Source organism: Pseudomonas sp. AC083, assembly GCF_979253165.1.
In genome coordinates this window covers 35456-51543 of the sequence record NZ_CEEDDH010000012.1, presented here as the reverse complement: position 1 = coordinate 51543, position 16088 = coordinate 35456, and the positions used below count along the sequence as shown (strand labels likewise).

Sequence of the window (16088 nt, the reverse complement as noted above, 5' to 3'; positions counted from 1 at the left end):
GTCACTCAATGCTGAAAAAAATTCAGCACTCGTCAGGCCGTTTCGCAAATGCTTGAATGAAACCGGTCCGTACATCACAAGAAATCACCACGGAGTCCCCATGCGCTCTGACACTGAGGCATCGATCATCCTGCCACCGCTGAAAGCAATTCAGGCCTTCGAACAAACCGCGCGCTTCGGCAACGTCGCCAGGGCAGCAGAAGTGCTGGACCTGACCCCCTCGGCAGTCAGCCATCAACTGGCGAAACTGGAAGGGATGATCGGCCGGCAATTATTCGTTCGCGCTGCTCGGGGCGTCTCGCTGACGCCGGTCGGCGAGCAGTACCTCAAGGAAGTCTCCGGGATTTTGCACAGTCTCGCCGTCGCCACCGAGCGTGCGGCCAGCGATGTCAGCCTCGATTGCCTGCGCTTGCACTCGTCGCCAAGCTTCGGTCTGCTCTGGCTGATGCCGCGCCTGGAAGCGTTTCGCGCCAGTCACCCTGACATACAGATCAACCTGTCGTGCTCCTATGAATCGCTGCACTTCAGTCGCGACAAGATCGACGTCGATATCCGCCACGGTCTGCCGAACTGGCCCAGTTATGAGGTGCGCACGGTCAGGAACGAGACGTTCGCGGTGCTGACCTCACCGAAACTGCTCGCGCAACGCCCGGTACGCGGCGCGGCGGATCTGCTGGAGTGCGATCTGATTTTGTCGGAAGCCACCCTGCTCAAATGGCCGCAATGGTTTGCCCAGCATGGTCTGGCGCGTCCGGAACGGCCTTATGCATTGAGCTTCGATCGTTCATACATGTCGCTGGAAGCCGCGAGTCATGGCTTGGGTTTCGCCCTGGAAAGCACATTGCTGGCGCAGAAGTATCTGGCGGCGGGCACGCTGGTTGAAGTAGCGCCTGAATCTCTGAGTGCTGCGGTGGCTGCGCACCATCTGGTATTCCCCAAAGCGCATTCGAGCTTCCCACGGGTCAGGCGTTTTCTGGCGTGGATGGAGAGCGAGTTGGGGCATGAGTTCGCGTATTGAGTCGGGCTCAATTCTTTCAAACTCTCTGAACCGGCCAAGGTCAATCCATTACCGGTCACATATTCACGTCAGAGGTGAAGGAATGGATAACTACCACATCAACAAAAACCAGCAGCGCTGGGAACTGGTCAAAGAGGGCGCGCAGCGTGCGTCGAAAACGGCGTCGACCAAAGCCGAGATCACGCAGATTGCCAGCGACTATCTGCAGGACAAAACCGCCTCGCTGAAAATCCATAAAGAGGACGGGACGATCCAGGAAGAACGCACCTTTCCGCGCGCAGCCGACCCGCGAAAAACCAAAGGCTGAGCAGGCTGTTCTTTTCTGTGTTCATCGTTTCTTCAGAAGGGTCTGATTTATGGTCATTGCATGTCTGGGATGGGGCTCACTGATCTGGAAACCGGACGGCTTGCCGCTGGCCAGCGAGTGGTTTGCCGACGGGCCGCAGGTACCGATCGACTTCGTTCGCGTCAGTGACACTGGCGAGTTGACTACAGCCATAAGCGCGAACGCGCCGCCGTGCAAAGTGCTGTGGTCGGTCCTGGACGTGACCGATCTCGATCAGGCCCGCGAACTCCTGCGTGTTCGAGAAGGCGTGCCGGAGGGCAGGGAGGATGGCATCGGCAGTTTCACCGTCGGTACCTCGGCGATGGGCGTGCTTGCTGAATGGGCAATTCCTCGGCAACTCGATGCGGTGATCTGGACGGCGCTGCCCGGCAGATTCAAGAACATTGAAGGCCTGGTGCCGAATGTCGACGACGCAGTTTCTTATCTGGCCGGGTTGAGCGGCGCGGCGCACGAACAAGCGCGCGACTATATCGAACAGGTGCCGGCGCAGATCGACACGCCGTATCGCCGTGAAATCATTGCCAGGCTCGGGTGGAAATAATGAGCACCCGCAGCCAGGCGCAGATTGCCGCTATCTTCGATCAGCTGTTGGCACTGCGAGAAAGTGTCGACATTCTCCAGCACGTGGAGAGCGCTAGCGTCGAGTCGCTGCGTGGCCATCAGACCGTGGACGCCCCCGAGTCGTTGGATCTGGTGTTTCAAAAGCTGCAAGAAGACATCGCCAGCATGGAGGAAACGTTGGCGACGATTGCCGAGGCGACCGGGGACGTGTCGAAGTTGTGAGGGGGTCGCGGGGCTGGCATGCAGAGATGATGTGCCTGGTCTGACGCCTTCGCGAGCAGGCTCGCTCCCACAATGGATTTGTGAATCGATGATTTCCGGGAGCTGACGCAAAAACCTGTGGGAGCGAGCCTGCTCGCGAAAGCGCTGGATCAGGCACTTACCCTGTTGGATGTGCCGACGCTATCGCGAGCAGGCCCGCTCCTACCACGGGGCTGGATCCACGCGCAACGCATCCACCACCAGTGAAAACGCCGGCGATGGTTGGCGGCGGCTGGGGTAGTAGAGGTGGAAGCCACCGAACGGTTCGCACCAGTCCTCCAGCACTCTGACCAAACGCCCTTCAGCCAGATGCGCACCGAACTCGTCTTCAGGCAGGTAGGCAATCCCTAGACCGTTCACAGCGGCGTCGGCGATGTGCACGGTGGAGTTGAACACCAGTTGGCCGTCGACCCGCACTTTCAGCTTTTTGCCCTGCCGCTCGAATTCCCAGGCATCGACACCGTCGTAGGTCGGAAATCGAATGTCGATGCAGCGGTGCGCCGCCAGATCGCGCGGATGTTGCGGGGCGGGGTGCCGGGCAAAGTAGTCGGGCGAGGCGACGACGGCCATGCGCAGCGGCGGGCCGATCGGTACGGCGATCATGTCTTGGGCGACGGTATCGCTGAAACGCACGCCGGCATCGAAGCGGTCGGCAACGATGTCGCGGAAACCGTAGTTGATATCGAACTCGAGCTTGATGTCCGGGTATTGCAGCAATAGTGGCGTCAGCTTGGGCAGCAGAGTGGTCTTGATGATGTTGTCGCCGCAGGTGATGCGCACCGTACCGGCAGGCTTGTCGCGCAACTCGGTCAGCGCGTCCAGCTCGGCTTCGATTTCATCGAAACGATGACCCACGGTGTGCAGCAAACGTTCGCCGGCCGCCGTCAGTGACACGCTGCGTGTGGTGCGGGTCAGCAGGCGAATTTTCAGACGCGCTTCCAGCGCCGAGACTACCTGGCTCACCGCCGATTGCGTCACGCCCAGTTGCACCGCCGCGCGGGTGAAGCTGCCGCTGCGGGCAACCGTGACGAAGGCGAGCAGGTCGTTGAAGTTGGGTTTGGCCATGGGCGCGCGCTCGGGTTTATTGATTAGCAGTGTTTATAACCGCATTAAGCACTCATTAGCTAATCAAAACCTCGAGCCTGCGCAACAATACCTCCATCCCGGCCTCGCCTGGTTTCTCGATCAAGGACGCCCCCATGAAACGACTGTTCATACTGCTCGGGTTTCTCCTGAGTTCATTTACTGCATTCGGAGCTGACATGTCCCACGATGCTGACAATTTCTTCAAGAGCGACAAGGTGACCGTGCAGAAGGTCAGCTTCAAAAATCAATATCAACTCACCGTGGTCGGCAACCTGTTTGTCCCTAAAGGACTCGACCCGGCAGCGCGCAGCGCGGCGATTATCGTTGGTCATCCGATGGGCGCGGTAAAGGAGCAGAGCTCCAATCTGTACGCACAGAAACTGGCGGAGCAGGGCTTTGTCACCCTGTCGCTGGATCTGTCGTTCTGGGGCGAAAGCGAGGGCGCGCCGCGTAACGCGGTGTTGCCGGACATGTATGCCGAAGACTTCAGCGCGGCCGTCGATTACCTCGGCACACGGCCATTCATCGACCGCGAGCGCATCGGCGTGTTGGGCATCTGCGGCAGCGGCAGCTTCGTGATCAGCGCGGCGAAAATCGACCCACGCATGAAAGCCATCGCCACGGTCAGCATGTACGACATGGGCGCAGCCAACCGTGATGGCCTCAAGCACTCGCAAAGCCTTGCGCAGCGCAAGCAGATCATTGCGCAAGCGGCCGAGCAGCGTTACGCCGAGTTTACTGGCGGCAAGGTCGAATACACCGGCGGCACCGTGCTCGAACTGAAGGCCGACACCCATCCGATCCAGCGTGAATTCTTCGATTTCTACCGCACCCCACGCGGCGAATTCACCCCGGCCAGCTCGACGCCGCAACAGACCACGCGGCCGACGCTGAGCAGCAACACCAAGTTCATGAACTTCTATCCGTTCGTCGATATCGAGAGCATCTCGCCGCGCCCGATGTTGTTTATTGCCGGTGCCGACGCGCACTCCCGTGAGTTCAGCGAAGAGGCGTTCCGGTTGGCGGGGCAGCCGAAAGAACTGGTGATCGTGCCGAATGCCGGCCATGTCGATCTGTACGACCGGGTCGAGCTGATTCCTTTTGCCAAGCTGACGCAGTTCTTCAAGAGCAACCTGAAGTAACTTTCAACGCGACGGAGCAAAGCGATGCGGTTTTTTGCCAACGGCTGGAAGGGATTCGTACTGATGGCATGGCTGCCCGTTGCTCTGTCTGCACCGACCGCTATGGAGGCCAGCAGGATGTGGATGACCGTCGGAGAACAGCGTTTTGCCATTGCTCTGGATGACAACCCGAGTACGCGGCAATTGCTCACGCGATTGCCGCTGAGCCTGGAAATGACCGACCTGCACGGCAATGAAAAATACGCCACCGTGCAGCCGCCATTGCCCACCCAGCCCTTCCGGCCGGGCACGATCCACAACGGCGATTTCCTTTTGTATGGCGACGATACGTTGGTGGTCTTCTACAAAACCTTCGATTCGTCCTACCGCTATTCGCGTCTTGGCCGCATCGAACGCCCGCAGGACTTGGCCGAAGTCTTGGGGCGCGGCGATGTGCGGGTGACGTTCACTCTGCATGAGTGAGGAGAGTCATTGATGAACCAGAGATCGTTATATCAAGGGCGCCTTCTGCGCATCCTGGCCCTCGGCTGCGCGGTCCTCGCCAGTGCAGCCTGCGTCAATCCTCTCTGCGCCAATCCTTCCCGATCACCGGAGAAACCGATCATGAAAGAACAGCCTCTGACCCCTAAGCAACTGGCCATCGCCCCGATTGCCGCCAACGCTGCAATCGGCGACATGCCGCGTTTGCACGACGCACTCAATCGTGGTCTTGATGCCGGGCTGAGCATCAGCGAGACCAAGGAAATTCTGGTGCAGCTGTACGCCTACGCCGGATTCCCGCGCAGCCTCAACGCCTTGTCATTGCTGATGAAGGTTTTGCAGGAACGCGCCGCGCGGGGCATCGAAGACGTGCCGGGACGCGAGCCGGGTCCGGTTCCGTCGGGATATGCGCTCACTGAACTCGGCACCGACAATCAGACTCGTCTGGTCGGTGCGCCAGTGTCCGGCCCCCTTTTCGAATTCGCCCCGGCGATCGATCAGTTCCTGAAAGTGCACTTGTTCGGTGACATCTTCGCCCGCGACAACCTGGCATGGACGGATCGGGAACTGGCGACTGTCGGTGCGCTGGCGGCAATGGCTGGGGTGGAGTCGCAACTGGAGTCGCATTTGAAGATCAGTCTGAATGTGGGATTGACGGTTGAGCAGTTGCGGCGAGTGGCGCAGGAGTTGGAGGCGCGTGGGGATTTTCAGGCTGCTGAGCGGGTGGGCGCGGGGCTGGACAAAATCCAGCGGTGAGGGCGGCTCGGATTCATTGCCGCTCTGTTAATGCAATTCTTATAGTGCGCGCTGGCGCCGACTCGCTCCCGGTGAGCTTCCTGTTATCCGCTTGAACGCACGACTGAACGCCGCTTGGGAGGTGTAGCCCAGGCGCTGCGCCACTTCTTCGATTGGCAGTCTTTCCAGGGTCAGCCACTGACTGGCCAGGCGCATGCGCAGTTCGGTGGCGTAGCGCAGCGGCGGGGTGCCGAGGGTGGTCTGGAAGCGTTCGGCGAAGACCGAGCGTGAGGTGTTGCACAGCGTTGCGAGTTCGGCGACGCTCCAGTCGCGCCCCGGTTGTTGGTGCAGGGCCAGCAAGGCCTGCGCCAGGCGAGGGTCGCGCAGGGCGGCGACGAGACCGGAGGCATTGCCGCAAGCGCATTCGACCCAGCCGCGAACAATCATTGCCGCCACTACGTCGGCAAGGCGCGCGAGAATGCCGGCAAAGCCAATGCGCGCTGCGCTGACTTCGCGTTCCATGGTCGCGAGAATCGGCATGAGTCCCGGATAGCGCTGGCCACCGGCGTCGATCAGCATAAGACCCGGCATCAGCCGACCGAGGCCTTGCAGGCTGCCGAGTTCGAACTCCATACAGCCACTAAAGAGCAGGGCGCTATCGGGCAAATCGGCGCTGTGTCCGACCTGCACCGCGCAGACCGTGTCGCCGAGCGGTGCGGCGACGGCGCTGTCAATGTCCTGCACCTCGGCGCCTGCATGAGACAGCAACTGGTGCGCAGCACCATGGGCAATGAATACCGCATTGCCTGCCGACAATTCGTACAAGCTGCCGTCCTCCAGCCGCAACACTGTCGATCCGGCGGCAACGAAATGGAAATACGCATGGCCGGGCTTGTCGGTGAAACCCAGGCCATACGGCGGACCAGCGTGGATCCGCCGATATTGCACGCCACGCAGACGCATGCTGCGCAGCAATTCAGTGATCAGGTCTGATGACAGTGCAAAGGGATCGGTGCTGCTCATGTTCGGGGTTTCGATCAAAAGTTCAAGACTGCGCATCATAGATCATCCGGTTTGCCGCCAATAGACTGCCCTCTCGAAATGTCCGAGGGAGTCTTGAAATGAATGAACGTGTAGGTGATGGGCGAACTGACGGGGAGCCGCTGGTGCCTGCGTGGATGGCGGTGTTTTCACTGGCGATGGGTGTGTTTGGTCTGCTCACGGCGGAATATCTGCCGGCCAGCCTGCTGACGCCGATGGCGCTCGATTTTGGCGTCAGCGAAGCGCTGGCCGGGCAAGCGGTGACGGTGACCGCGGTGGTCGCGCTGTTTGCAGGATTGCTCGTACCTGGGTTGACGCGCAGCCTTGATCGGCGGCTGGTATTACTCGGCTTTTCGGCACTGATGATCGCCTCGAATCTGCTGGTGGCGTTGTCGTCCAGCCTCGCAGTGTTGCTGATCATGCGCATCCTTTTGGGCATAGCTCTGGGCGGATTCTGGAGCATGGCGGCGGCCGTGGCCATGCGCCTGGTGCCGGCGGCGCTGCTGCCCCGCGCGTTGTCGATCATCTTCAGCGGGATCGCCGTGGGTACCGTGGTGGCGGTGCCGTTGGGCAGCTATCTCGGCGGCCAGTTTGGCTGGCGCAGTGCGTTTTTCGCAGCAGCAGCGGTGGGCGTGGTGACGCTGGTCTTTCAGATGTTCACGCTACCCAGTCTGGCGCCGCATCGTCCGTCACGCCTGCGTACGGTGCTTGAGGTGTTGCTGCGACCGGGCATTGCCGTCGGCATGTTCGGCTGTGTATTGGTGCATACCGGCCATTTCGCGTTGTTCACCTATATCAGGCCATTTCTGGAAAGCACCACCGGCGTCAGCCCGCAGATGCTGGCACTGATGCTCCTTGGTTTCGGCGTGGCGAACTTTGCCGGCACGCTGTTCGCCGGCTGGCTGTTGCAGCGCAATCCAAGGGCAACGTTGGTGCTGATGCCAGTGTTGGTGGGCGTTGCTGCTCTGGCGTTGGTCGGGTTACCGGCGTCGGTCACCGGGCAGGCGTTGCTCTTGGCGCTGTGGGGGATGGCCTTCGGTGGCGTGCCGGTCGCATGGTCGAACTGGGTGGCGCGCTCGATACCCGATCAGGCCGAAAGCGCAGGCGGCATGGTTGTGGCGTCCGTGCAGTCGGCGATTGCCGCAGGCGCCGCCGCCGGCGGTTCGGTGTTCAGTTTCAGCGGTATCCATGGTGTGTTTGTAGCGGCTGGAATTCTGATGTTGCTGGCCGCGCTGCTGATTGCACTGAAGGTCAATGTCGATGTGCCGGAGCCGGGTTCGGCGCCGGTGGCACCGGTGCATTTGTGATTTGATCAATCCGCCTTACGCGTGACGGCAATGTCCCAGGTTTGCATGACCTGAGTGATAGCAGCATCAATGTTATCCAGCGCGGTGTTGTCTCTGGCGAGGATGGATATGCCCTGCAGGAAACTGTCGAATACCGTCGCCATCGCCGCCGCACTTGTGCCGCTGGCCAGCTCGTCGGCATTCACAGCGCGTTCGACGCAGGCTTGAATGCCGGCACGGGTGCGCTGCCTTGAGTGGGTCAGGGCTTGCGCCACATGGGCGGTTTCCGGGCTCGGTGCGCTCATGACGCCGAGGGTAACCATGCAGCCCTTGGGGTGTGTGTCGTCGCACTGCATGCGTGCCGACTGGCGCAAAGCGGTCTCGATCGCCTGGCGTGGTGGCAGGCTGTCGTCCCACAGGCACTCGGTGACTTGCGCATAGGTGGTTAAATAACGCTGCACGCATTCATCGAACAACGCTTCCTTGGAACCGAACGCGGCGTAGAAGCTAGGTGCAGAGATACCGCCACCCAGGCCTGCCTTCAATTGGGCCAGCGATGTCGCGTCGTAGCCGTGTTGCCAGAACAGTTGCAAAGCCTGATCGACGGCGTCGTCGCGATCAAACTGACGGGGGCGACCGGTTCTCGCCATGACCTGACTCCTCATTGATTTAATATAAAGACTAGTCGATACAGAAATTGTTGACAACGCTGCGCATGCACCCTCAGGATCTAGATCGATCGGTATTTAAATCTGAGTCGGTTTTTCGAGGAGCTTCCAGTGACACCTTCAATCACGTTAACGGCTACGCCAAAAGGTCTGCCCATCGGCGCTTTGCTGGCGCTGGCCATGACTGGCTTCATCTGCATCGTCACCGAAACCCTGCCGGCGGGCCTGTTGCCGTTGATCAGTGAAGGCCTGGCGATTTCGCCGTCCATGGCCGGGCAAATGGTTACCGCGTACGCATTGGGTTCCGTACTGGCGGTGATCCCGATGACCATCGCCACCCGGGGCTGGCGGCGCCGCAACGTGCTGCTGCTGACGATTGTCGGTTTCCTGCTGTTCAATTCGATTACCGCGCTGTCGTCGCACTACGGCGTTACGCTGGTCGCGCGGTTCTTCGCCGGGGTTGCAGCGGGTTTGGCATGGAGTCTGTTGGCCGGCTATGCGCGACGCATGGTTGAGCCCGAACAGCAGGGCAAGGCGTTGGCACTGGCGATGGTCGGCACACCGATTGCGCTGTCGCTGGGCGTGCCTCTGGGTACGTGGCTCGGTGGGCTGGTCGGTTGGCGCACTACATTCGGCCTGATGTCGGCGCTGACCTTGGTACTGATCGTCTGGGTGCTGGTGAAAGTGCCCGACTACCCGCCGCAGCCGGCCCATCAACGCCTATCGCTGAGCAAAGTCTTGACTACCCCGGGCGTGCGTCCTGTGCTTGCAGTGGTGATCAGCTGGATGCTGGCGCACAACATTCTCTACACCTATATCGCTCCGTTCGTTGCGCCGGCGGGCATGGCCGAGCGGGTGGATGTGGTGTTGTTGATCTTCGGCATCGCCGCGCTGGTCGGGATATGGCTGACGGCGAAGCTGGTCGAGCCGCTGCTGCGCTCGACTGTTCTGCTGAGTTTGGCGACCTTTGCCGCGGTCTGCGTGGCGCTGGGTTTTGGCGGACGCAACCCAGAGGTGATTTATCTCGGCGTGGCGGTATGGGGTTTGACGTTCGGCGGCGCGGCGACGCTGTTGCAAACGGCGCTGGCTGACGCGGCGGGCAACGGAGCGGATGTCGCCTTGTCGTTGAATGTAGTGGCGTGGAACAGCGCGATCGCTGGCAGCGGTGTCGTCGGCGGCGTGCTGCTCGATCAGTGGGGCGTTGCCTCATTTCCGTGGGCCATGCTGGCACTGGTCGCTATCGCCTTCGCCATTGCCTGGGGTGCCCGGGCCCACGGTTTCAAGTCGGGCCCGCGCTCTGTAGAAGCTTCGGTGGTGGCGGGGCATTGAACCCCGCCAGCAGTTTCTTCAACCGCGCTTCGGCAGTTTCCAGTTAGGCCGGATGAAATGGCAAGTGTAGCCATTCGGAATCCGCTCCAGGTAATCCTGATGCTCGGGTTCCGCTTCCCAGAACGGCCCGGCCGGTTCGATTTCGGTTACCACACGGCCCGGCCACAGCTTCGAGGCGTCGACATCGGCAGCGGTGTCTTCGGCGACGGCACGCTGCTCGTCGTTGAGGTAGTAGATCGCCGACCGGTAGCTCGGGCCAAGATCGTTGCCTTGACGGTTGGGCGTGCTCGGGTCGTGGATCTGGAAGAAGAACTCGAGGATCTGCCGGTAGCTGATTACCGCCGGATCGAATTCAATCTCGATGGCTTCGGCGTGGTTGCCGTGGTTGCGATAGGTCGCATTCGGCACATCGCCGCCGGTATAGCCGACGCGGGTTTTCAGCACACCCGGATAGCGGCGCAACAGATCCTGCATGCCCCAGAAGCAGCCGCCGGCGAGAATGGCAGTTTCGGTTTGAGTGGTCATGGTGTGTGCTTCCTCTCGAGACGATGGGGGATACCCACTGTTATGAGGGCGGGTTGAGAGAATCCAAGGTCACGCTTATCAGAATCGATCACTGGCCTGCTGATCAAGCGGCATGCAGGCGTGTCAACCAAAGCCAAAGAACGAACGCAGCTTGCTCGGTGCCTTGCGTTCGTAGAATGGCTTGGTCTCCCTGAGGAAGTAATCACTCAGCCCGGCTTGTCCCGTCAGCACGCGGCAAAAATCAACTGGTCCGCCATCGGGGGCTGTGTCCCCAGCGACATTGCCGGCTTCGCGCATGACCTGTTCGATATCGCCATCCGCTTCGATGCCGACGATCAAGTGCGGTTTTTCATCAATCGAGGGGTCGTGCATCAGCGCCAGGAATGCGCGTTTCACATTGGCGTGTTTGGCCAGCAATTGCGAGAGCGAATGGACCATCGTCGATGGGTAGTCCGAAGGCTGTCCAAGCAACACGTTGGTTTCTTTTTCAACGGTACGCTGCGTGGCGGGCCGGCCGATTTCGCCTGAGAGCAGGCGTTGCACTTCCTCCGGAAGGAATTCCTTGCCGTACGGCGACTTCGGATTCAGAAAAAGCAGCGCGCCCAGCGTGATTTCGAACAATGATCGGGCGGGTATCTCCACATAGCTCTGCTCGCTGTCGATGGATTGTTGCAGCGTTGGCAGTGAGGAGAAGAACGGAATGACCGGCGTGCCATCGGGCTTCTGCCAATGAGCGATGCTGATATTGCTGCCGGCTTCGAGATTGACATGGCCTTGCGCCGCACCGGCGGTGCCGAGGATGTAGACGGTCGAGTCCAGCAGGGTGCGATAGAACTCAGGGCGATGCGCGGGTTCGTCCGCGGCCAGCCGGAGTGATGTTTCCAATGGGTTTTCTTGGGAAGTATCCATGAGGTCAGTCCGTTATTTTCAGTGGAGAGCGATGATTACCTGACCGACTCGAAGATGCCTGCATTCACCAGCATTTCATCCAGCCTCTCGGGCCATATCTGATCGTCGGTGCCTCGTAGCGATTCAGCGGACCACCAACGATGATCGGCCATGACCTCGGTTTCTTCCTGAGTCCAGCCAGCTCTGGATAGCCGCTCGCTTGGCGTATGCGCGACGAAATATTGTTCGACCGCGAGTACAGTTTCGCCGCTGGGTAATAGCATGGAAAAATCACGGTGCGCTACAGGTCCCTCAACGCCGCTGGCCTCTATGCCGGTTTCCTCAAGCAACTCACGTATTGCAGCGTCATGGAACGTTTCGTCGCTTTCAAGGCCGCCGCCTGGGGTTGCCCAGTAATTTCTGCCGGCCAAGGCGCCGTTCTCATGGATAAATCTGAAAAGCAGAACTTCTTGCGAGGGACTTATGACCAGTAATCGTGCTGCTTTGCGTTCGCGCATCTACATCTTCCTTGAAGGGCTTGCCACTGCTTGTTGTGTTTCGGATTCGTATTGCAAGAGGACGTCGGGCTGGAAAGAGCTCCTTATTGCACAGCCATTAAAGACCACCCAACCCGCTGAACCATGGAAAAACAACGCCAGATTCATGGCCTTTATATGCTGACCTCGCCCGCAATTGTCTGCGACAACGAAGCCAGCTTATGATCGCCGGTATCGCCAATAGCGTCAGAAACCACTGGAAAGCATTGCTGGACTGAAGCGCGAGGGCCAGAAGCACATTGATCAGCAATGCCCCAAGAATCGCGACGTTGTACTTGATGTGCCGACGTTTGATCGCAGCAAATTCTTCCCAGTCGTAAATCAACCAATCGTGGGAAAACTCTCCGCACTCAGGGCATTTATGCGTGGGCGGTAGGTTATCCGTGGTGAACCCACAATCAGGGCAGCAGACTGTCATTGAGCGAACCTTCCGCAAGCTGTCTCATATCGCTAGCCAGCGTAGTGCAGATTGGCTGGAGTTGTCCGTCTACAGCCAACAGGCCTCACAACAAACTCCACGAAACCCCAACATAAACCCCCATCCCTTCACCCGGGGTCGACCGCGCGGCATCCAGACCTTTGTCGTCATACCCCGGCGTGACCGTTGCCGCATAACGCTTGCCGGTCAGGTTGCGCATGTCGACCCAGCCTTGCCAGTCGCCCTTCGGCGCGTTGTAGCCCAGGGTGGCGCCGAACAGGGCGTACGGATCGGCGTAGTAGCTGTTGGCGTAGTCCACGGCAACTTTGGACACCAGTTGCGTGTTCACGGCGGCGAAGAAGCCCTGCGGCCAGTCGTAACGCAGTTCGCCCTGGTAATAATGCATCGGCAGGCCCGGCAGGCGGTTGTCGCCGAAGCGTTCGTCGTCGCGGTAGTGGAAGTCGCTGAAGGTGTAGGCCTGGCGCAAGCTCAGCTGGCGGCCGTTGGCGGCGGTCCAGAGTTTGCTGTTGAGACTGGCCTCGATGCCCTGGTGCACGGTCGGGCTGGCGTTGAGTTCGTAGGGCGTGACGGCGTTGGCGTCCGGCAGTACCGAGAGCAGTTCGTGACGAACTTGCGCGTAGTACCAGGCCAGGCTCCATTCGTCCAGTTTGCTGTCGCCACGGCCACCGATTTCCAGAGTGGTTGCAGTCTGGTTTTGCAGTTCGACCGGGTCGCGCTGGGTGCCACTGGCGGCGCCGTTGCCGGCAGGGAAGCGCACGTTGGAGCTGTAGATCAGCGACCACGGGTGCGGTGCTTCGACGGAGCGGCTGAGGTTACCGAACACTTGCACGTCCGGGGTGATCTGGTAGCGCAGGCCGATGCGCGGAGCATAGTCCCAATCACTGAGGCTGGTCTTGCCGCCACCCTGCGGATAGGTCACGGCGCTTTCGCGGCGGGTGTAGATGGCGGCAAGGCCGGTGGTCAGCCAGAGGTCGTCGGCAATTTCCAGGTCATTGCCGAAATGCAGCACGGTGTCCGAACCCTGATAAGTGAAATTGCGCATCCGCGTGCCCGGGGCATAGCTGGCGGTGTTGCCACTCGGGATGCGCACGAACTCACTGGCGCCGTCGTTGGGCAGGTGCTTGGTCACGCGCAGGCCGACGTTGCTGCGGCTTTCCATGCCGAACAAAGTGTCGCGGCGCTTGTAGTCGAAGGTGCCGCTGACGTCGGTGTAAGCCACCTTCAGCCGGTTCGGGCCTTCGCGCAGATCCATCGGGTAGTCGTGGTAGGCGAGGCCGGTCTGGATGCTCGAATCGTCATCGAGATAGAACGTGGTCTTGTTGCCGATGAAGGTACTGCCGGGCTGCTTGCGGCTGTCATCGCGAGCCACATACGCCGGGTTGGCTGCCCGTGGGCTGTGTTCGATGGAATGCTTGGTCACGCGACCGGCGAGGTCGTTGTCGGTTTCGCGATAGCGGAAGTAGAAGCGGGTTTCCAGATTCGGGTTGAAGCGATAGCCGAAGTTGGCGATCAGGCCTTTGCTCTCGCTGGCGGTGTGGTCCTGATAGCCGTCGGCGTTGGCATCGGTCAGGGACACGTAATAATCGAAATCTCCCAGCACTTGCCCGGAGCTGACCTGGCGCTGCTGATAGCCATGGCTGCCAGTGGCGTAGCGCACTTGCAGCTTTGGCGCGGTGTAACCGGTGTGGCTGACGTAATCGATAGCGCCGCCCAGTGCCAGCGCGCCGCGATCGAAGCCGTTGGCGCCGCGCAGCACTTCGACATGGTCGACCCACAACGGCTCGAGCAATTCATACGGTGTGCCGCCGGGGCCGGTGAGGGGCAAGCCATCCAGCATCGTGTACAGCCCCGACGCATGGGCGCCGGGTGCGCGGTTGATGCCTGAACCACGGATGGAAATCTTTACGCCTTCGTTGCCCGCCGACTGCGCATACACCCCCGGCTGATAGGCCAGCACATCCTGATTGCTGGCAACACGGCCCTGCAACGGCTGGCGCATGTCGACCACATTGGCGCCGCCGGGAACCTGCTCAAGGCGTTGCCGCGCTTCTTCGACCGCTGCATCGCTGCCACTGCGCTGATCTGCCGAAATCAGCACTTGCCCCAGCTCCAGACCTTGGGTCTCGGCCATCACCGGGCAGGCCAGGGCCAGACCGAGCAGGGCAGTGGGCAATGATTTGGACGACGGCATCGAAAAAACTCCAGCAAACAGGGATCGGGCAATGAACAGTGCGACGTCTGAACAACCTCAGGAAACACATGGCGACAGGGCTTTTTTGCCCGGCAATGGCAAACAACCGGGCGTGAACTAACCTCACGGATCAGGCCCTTCGGGTCAATAAACAAATTCAGCGGGCTGTTGAAGCGCGAGGACAGGTTCATGGCGAAAGACAAGAAGAAACCTGCAAAGGCAATCGAACGTCCGCGCTTGAAAAACAAGGACTATCTGCAACAGCTGCGCAAGCTGCATATTGAACTGGTCAAGCTGCAGGAGTGGGTCATCGCCAAAGGTGTCAAGGTGTGCATTGTTTTCGAAGGGCGCGACGGTGCGGGCAAGGGCGGGGTGATCAAGGCGATCACCGAACGCGTCAGCCCACGGGTGTTCCGCGTGATGGCATTACCGGCGCCAACCGATCGAGAAAAGAGCCAGATGCATGTACAGCGCTATCTGCCGCATCTGCCGGCGGGCGGCGAGGTGGTGATTTTCGACCGCAGTTGGTACAACCGCGCCGGCGTCGAACGGGTCATGGGCTTTTGCACGGAAGAACAGGCTGACAAGTTTCTCAAATCGATCCCTTGGGTGGAGAACGCTATCGTCGATTCGGGGGTGATCCTGCTCAAGTACTGGCTTGAGGTCAGTCCGGAGGAACAGACCCGCCGGCTCGAAGCGCGAATCAATGACGGGCGCAAGATCTGGAAACTGACACCAATGGATCTGAAATCCTACAGTCGCTGGTATGACTACTCACGGGCGCGGGACGAGATGTTCAAGCATACCGACACCGATTGGGCGCCGTGGATGGTGGCCGATTCCAACGACAAACGTCGTGCGCGGCTGAACATCATCACTGATCTGCTCAGTCGCATCCCCTATGAGGAGGTCAAGCGCGACAAGGTCGAGTTGCCGAAACGGCAGAAGCCGGGCAAGTACCGCGAGCCGGATTATCCGTATAAGCGGGTGGCTGAGCGGTTTTGACATTTGCGGGTTTTTTGGGGCTTGGCGGCCTTTGGGCCGACCAGGCTTTGGTTGGTTTGGGTGAATATCCGTTTTTTGCGGTGTTACGGCTGGCGGTTTCGCCCTTACGGCGAGTCACCTTTTTCAGACGCCAAAAAGGTAACCCAAAAGGCTTGCTCCTACGTTCGGCCCTCACAGGCTCGGGTTCCTTCGCTACGGGACTGATCCGGGCGCAGCGGCTACGGTTTGCTTCGCTGCACCTCCTTCCGCTGTGTTCGACTTCGTCGAACGGTCGCTGCGCTCCCACGCCCGGATCAATCCCTCCACTCAGCCTTCCGACGTCGCCGGTGGATCAAAAGCAAGATCAAACGCACTCGAGCTTGCGCTCATTGTTGAGTGGGGCGGCTGCGCCGCGGGCAGCTGCGCTGCTTTGCTTTTGCTTTTGTGGGAGCGAGCCTGCTCGCGAAGGCGGCCTGACAGCCGACCTGTTCTTGAGGTGGTACGCGATCCAACTGTAGGAGCTGCCGAAGGCTGCGATCTTTTGATTTTGC

General features: G+C 60.2%; 17 protein-coding genes. 10 read left to right on the top strand and 7 right to left on the bottom strand.

All coding sequences use genetic code 11. The features are described 5' to 3' along the window. Positions 1-100 precede the first annotated feature (100 nt). The 4 genes from AC0IXA_RS17840 (at position 101) to AC0IXA_RS17825 (ending at position 2147) form a co-directional block, all read left to right on the top strand. Positions 101-1018, top strand: coding sequence for a LysR substrate-binding domain-containing protein (locus AC0IXA_RS17840; protein ID WP_024012668.1), 918 nt, complete (start codon positions 101-103; stop codon positions 1016-1018). 82 nt (positions 1019-1100) lie between these two features. Next, the gene (locus AC0IXA_RS17835) at positions 1101-1325 is read left to right on the top strand and encodes a DUF2188 domain-containing protein (protein ID WP_341637734.1); all 225 of its coding nucleotides are present in this window, start codon (positions 1101-1103) and stop codon (positions 1323-1325) included. 49 nt (positions 1326-1374) lie between these two features. Next, positions 1375-1905, top strand: coding sequence for a hypothetical protein (locus tag AC0IXA_RS17830; protein ID WP_341637733.1), 531 nt, complete (start codon positions 1375-1377; stop codon positions 1903-1905). After that, positions 1905-2147, top strand: a complete 243-nt coding sequence (locus AC0IXA_RS17825) for a hypothetical protein (protein WP_016774412.1) — start codon at positions 1905-1907, stop codon at positions 2145-2147. The genes AC0IXA_RS17830 and AC0IXA_RS17825 overlap by 1 nt, the downstream gene beginning before the upstream one ends. 201 nt (positions 2148-2348) lie before the next feature. On the opposite strand, the gene AC0IXA_RS17820 is transcribed toward AC0IXA_RS17825, so the two are convergent. Next, positions 2349-3251 (bottom strand): LysR family transcriptional regulator, encoded by a 903-nt coding sequence (locus tag AC0IXA_RS17820; protein WP_471814124.1) that lies wholly within the window; start codon positions 3249-3251, stop codon positions 2349-2351. A gap of 134 nt (positions 3252-3385) precedes the next feature. On the opposite strand from AC0IXA_RS17820, the gene AC0IXA_RS17815 reads away from it, so the two are divergent. The 3 genes from AC0IXA_RS17815 to AC0IXA_RS17805 are packed head-to-tail and all read left to right on the top strand — an operon-like array spanning position 3386 to position 5650. Continuing rightward, positions 3386-4414 carry an alpha/beta hydrolase gene (locus tag AC0IXA_RS17815; protein ID WP_471814122.1) on the top strand — a complete coding sequence of 343 codons (1029 nt, stop codon included), beginning with the start codon at positions 3386-3388 and terminating at the stop codon, positions 4412-4414. A gap of 24 nt (positions 4415-4438) precedes the next feature. Next, a complete protein-coding gene (locus AC0IXA_RS17810) occupies positions 4439-4876 on the top strand; it encodes a cyclophilin-like fold protein (RefSeq protein ID WP_471814120.1) in 438 nt (145 codons plus the stop codon). A gap of 12 nt (positions 4877-4888) precedes the next feature. After that, positions 4889-5650, top strand: a complete 762-nt coding sequence (locus AC0IXA_RS17805) for a carboxymuconolactone decarboxylase family protein (protein ID WP_471814118.1) — start codon at positions 4889-4891, stop codon at positions 5648-5650. 39 nt (positions 5651-5689) lie between these two features. On the opposite strand, the gene AC0IXA_RS17800 is transcribed toward AC0IXA_RS17805, so the two are convergent. After that, positions 5690-6688, bottom strand: a complete 999-nt coding sequence (locus tag AC0IXA_RS17800; protein WP_460154546.1) for a cupin domain-containing protein — start codon at positions 6686-6688, stop codon at positions 5690-5692. 62 nt (positions 6689-6750) lie between these two features. Here AC0IXA_RS17800 and AC0IXA_RS17795 point away from each other — a divergent pair, with 62 nt between their 5' ends. Then, positions 6751-7977, top strand: coding sequence for an MFS transporter (locus tag AC0IXA_RS17795; protein ID WP_471814116.1), 1227 nt, complete (start codon positions 6751-6753; stop codon positions 7975-7977). A 5-nt stretch (positions 7978-7982) separates the two neighbouring features. On the opposite strand, the gene AC0IXA_RS17790 is transcribed toward AC0IXA_RS17795, so the two are convergent. Next, positions 7983-8606: a TetR/AcrR family transcriptional regulator gene (locus tag AC0IXA_RS17790; RefSeq protein WP_016774418.1), complete on the bottom strand. Its 624-nt coding sequence runs from the start codon at positions 8604-8606 to the stop codon at positions 7983-7985. A 129-nt stretch (positions 8607-8735) separates the two neighbouring features. Here AC0IXA_RS17790 and AC0IXA_RS17785 point away from each other — a divergent pair, with 129 nt between their 5' ends. Further along, on the top strand, positions 8736-9953 hold the full coding sequence (locus AC0IXA_RS17785) for an MFS transporter (protein WP_016774419.1): 1218 nt from the start codon (positions 8736-8738) through the stop codon (positions 9951-9953). Positions 9954-9971: 18 nt separating this feature from the next. Here AC0IXA_RS17785 and msrA read toward each other — a convergent pair whose 3' ends face one another. The 4 genes from msrA to AC0IXA_RS17765 form a co-directional block, all read right to left on the bottom strand. Then, entirely contained in the window at positions 9972-10478 is a 507-nt protein-coding gene (msrA, locus tag AC0IXA_RS17780; RefSeq protein WP_016774420.1) for a peptide-methionine (S)-S-oxide reductase MsrA, read from the bottom strand. Between the two features lie 123 nt (positions 10479-10601). Further along, complete coding sequence (gene sseB, locus AC0IXA_RS17775) at positions 10602-11387, bottom strand: enhanced serine sensitivity protein SseB (protein WP_471814113.1); 786 nt, start codon at positions 11385-11387, stop codon at positions 10602-10604. A gap of 35 nt (positions 11388-11422) precedes the next feature. Beyond that, entirely contained in the window at positions 11423-11884 is a 462-nt protein-coding gene (locus AC0IXA_RS17770; RefSeq protein WP_471814111.1) for an NUDIX hydrolase, read from the bottom strand. 542 nt (positions 11885-12426) lie between these two features. Further along, entirely contained in the window at positions 12427-14553 is a 2127-nt protein-coding gene (locus AC0IXA_RS17765; protein ID WP_471814109.1) for a TonB-dependent receptor family protein, read from the bottom strand. A gap of 189 nt (positions 14554-14742) precedes the next feature. Between AC0IXA_RS17765 and ppk2 the strand changes: the two genes are divergently transcribed. Continuing rightward, entirely contained in the window at positions 14743-15558 is an 816-nt protein-coding gene (gene ppk2, locus AC0IXA_RS17760) for a polyphosphate kinase 2 (protein ID WP_471814107.1), read from the top strand. Positions 15559-16088 lie beyond the last annotated feature (530 nt).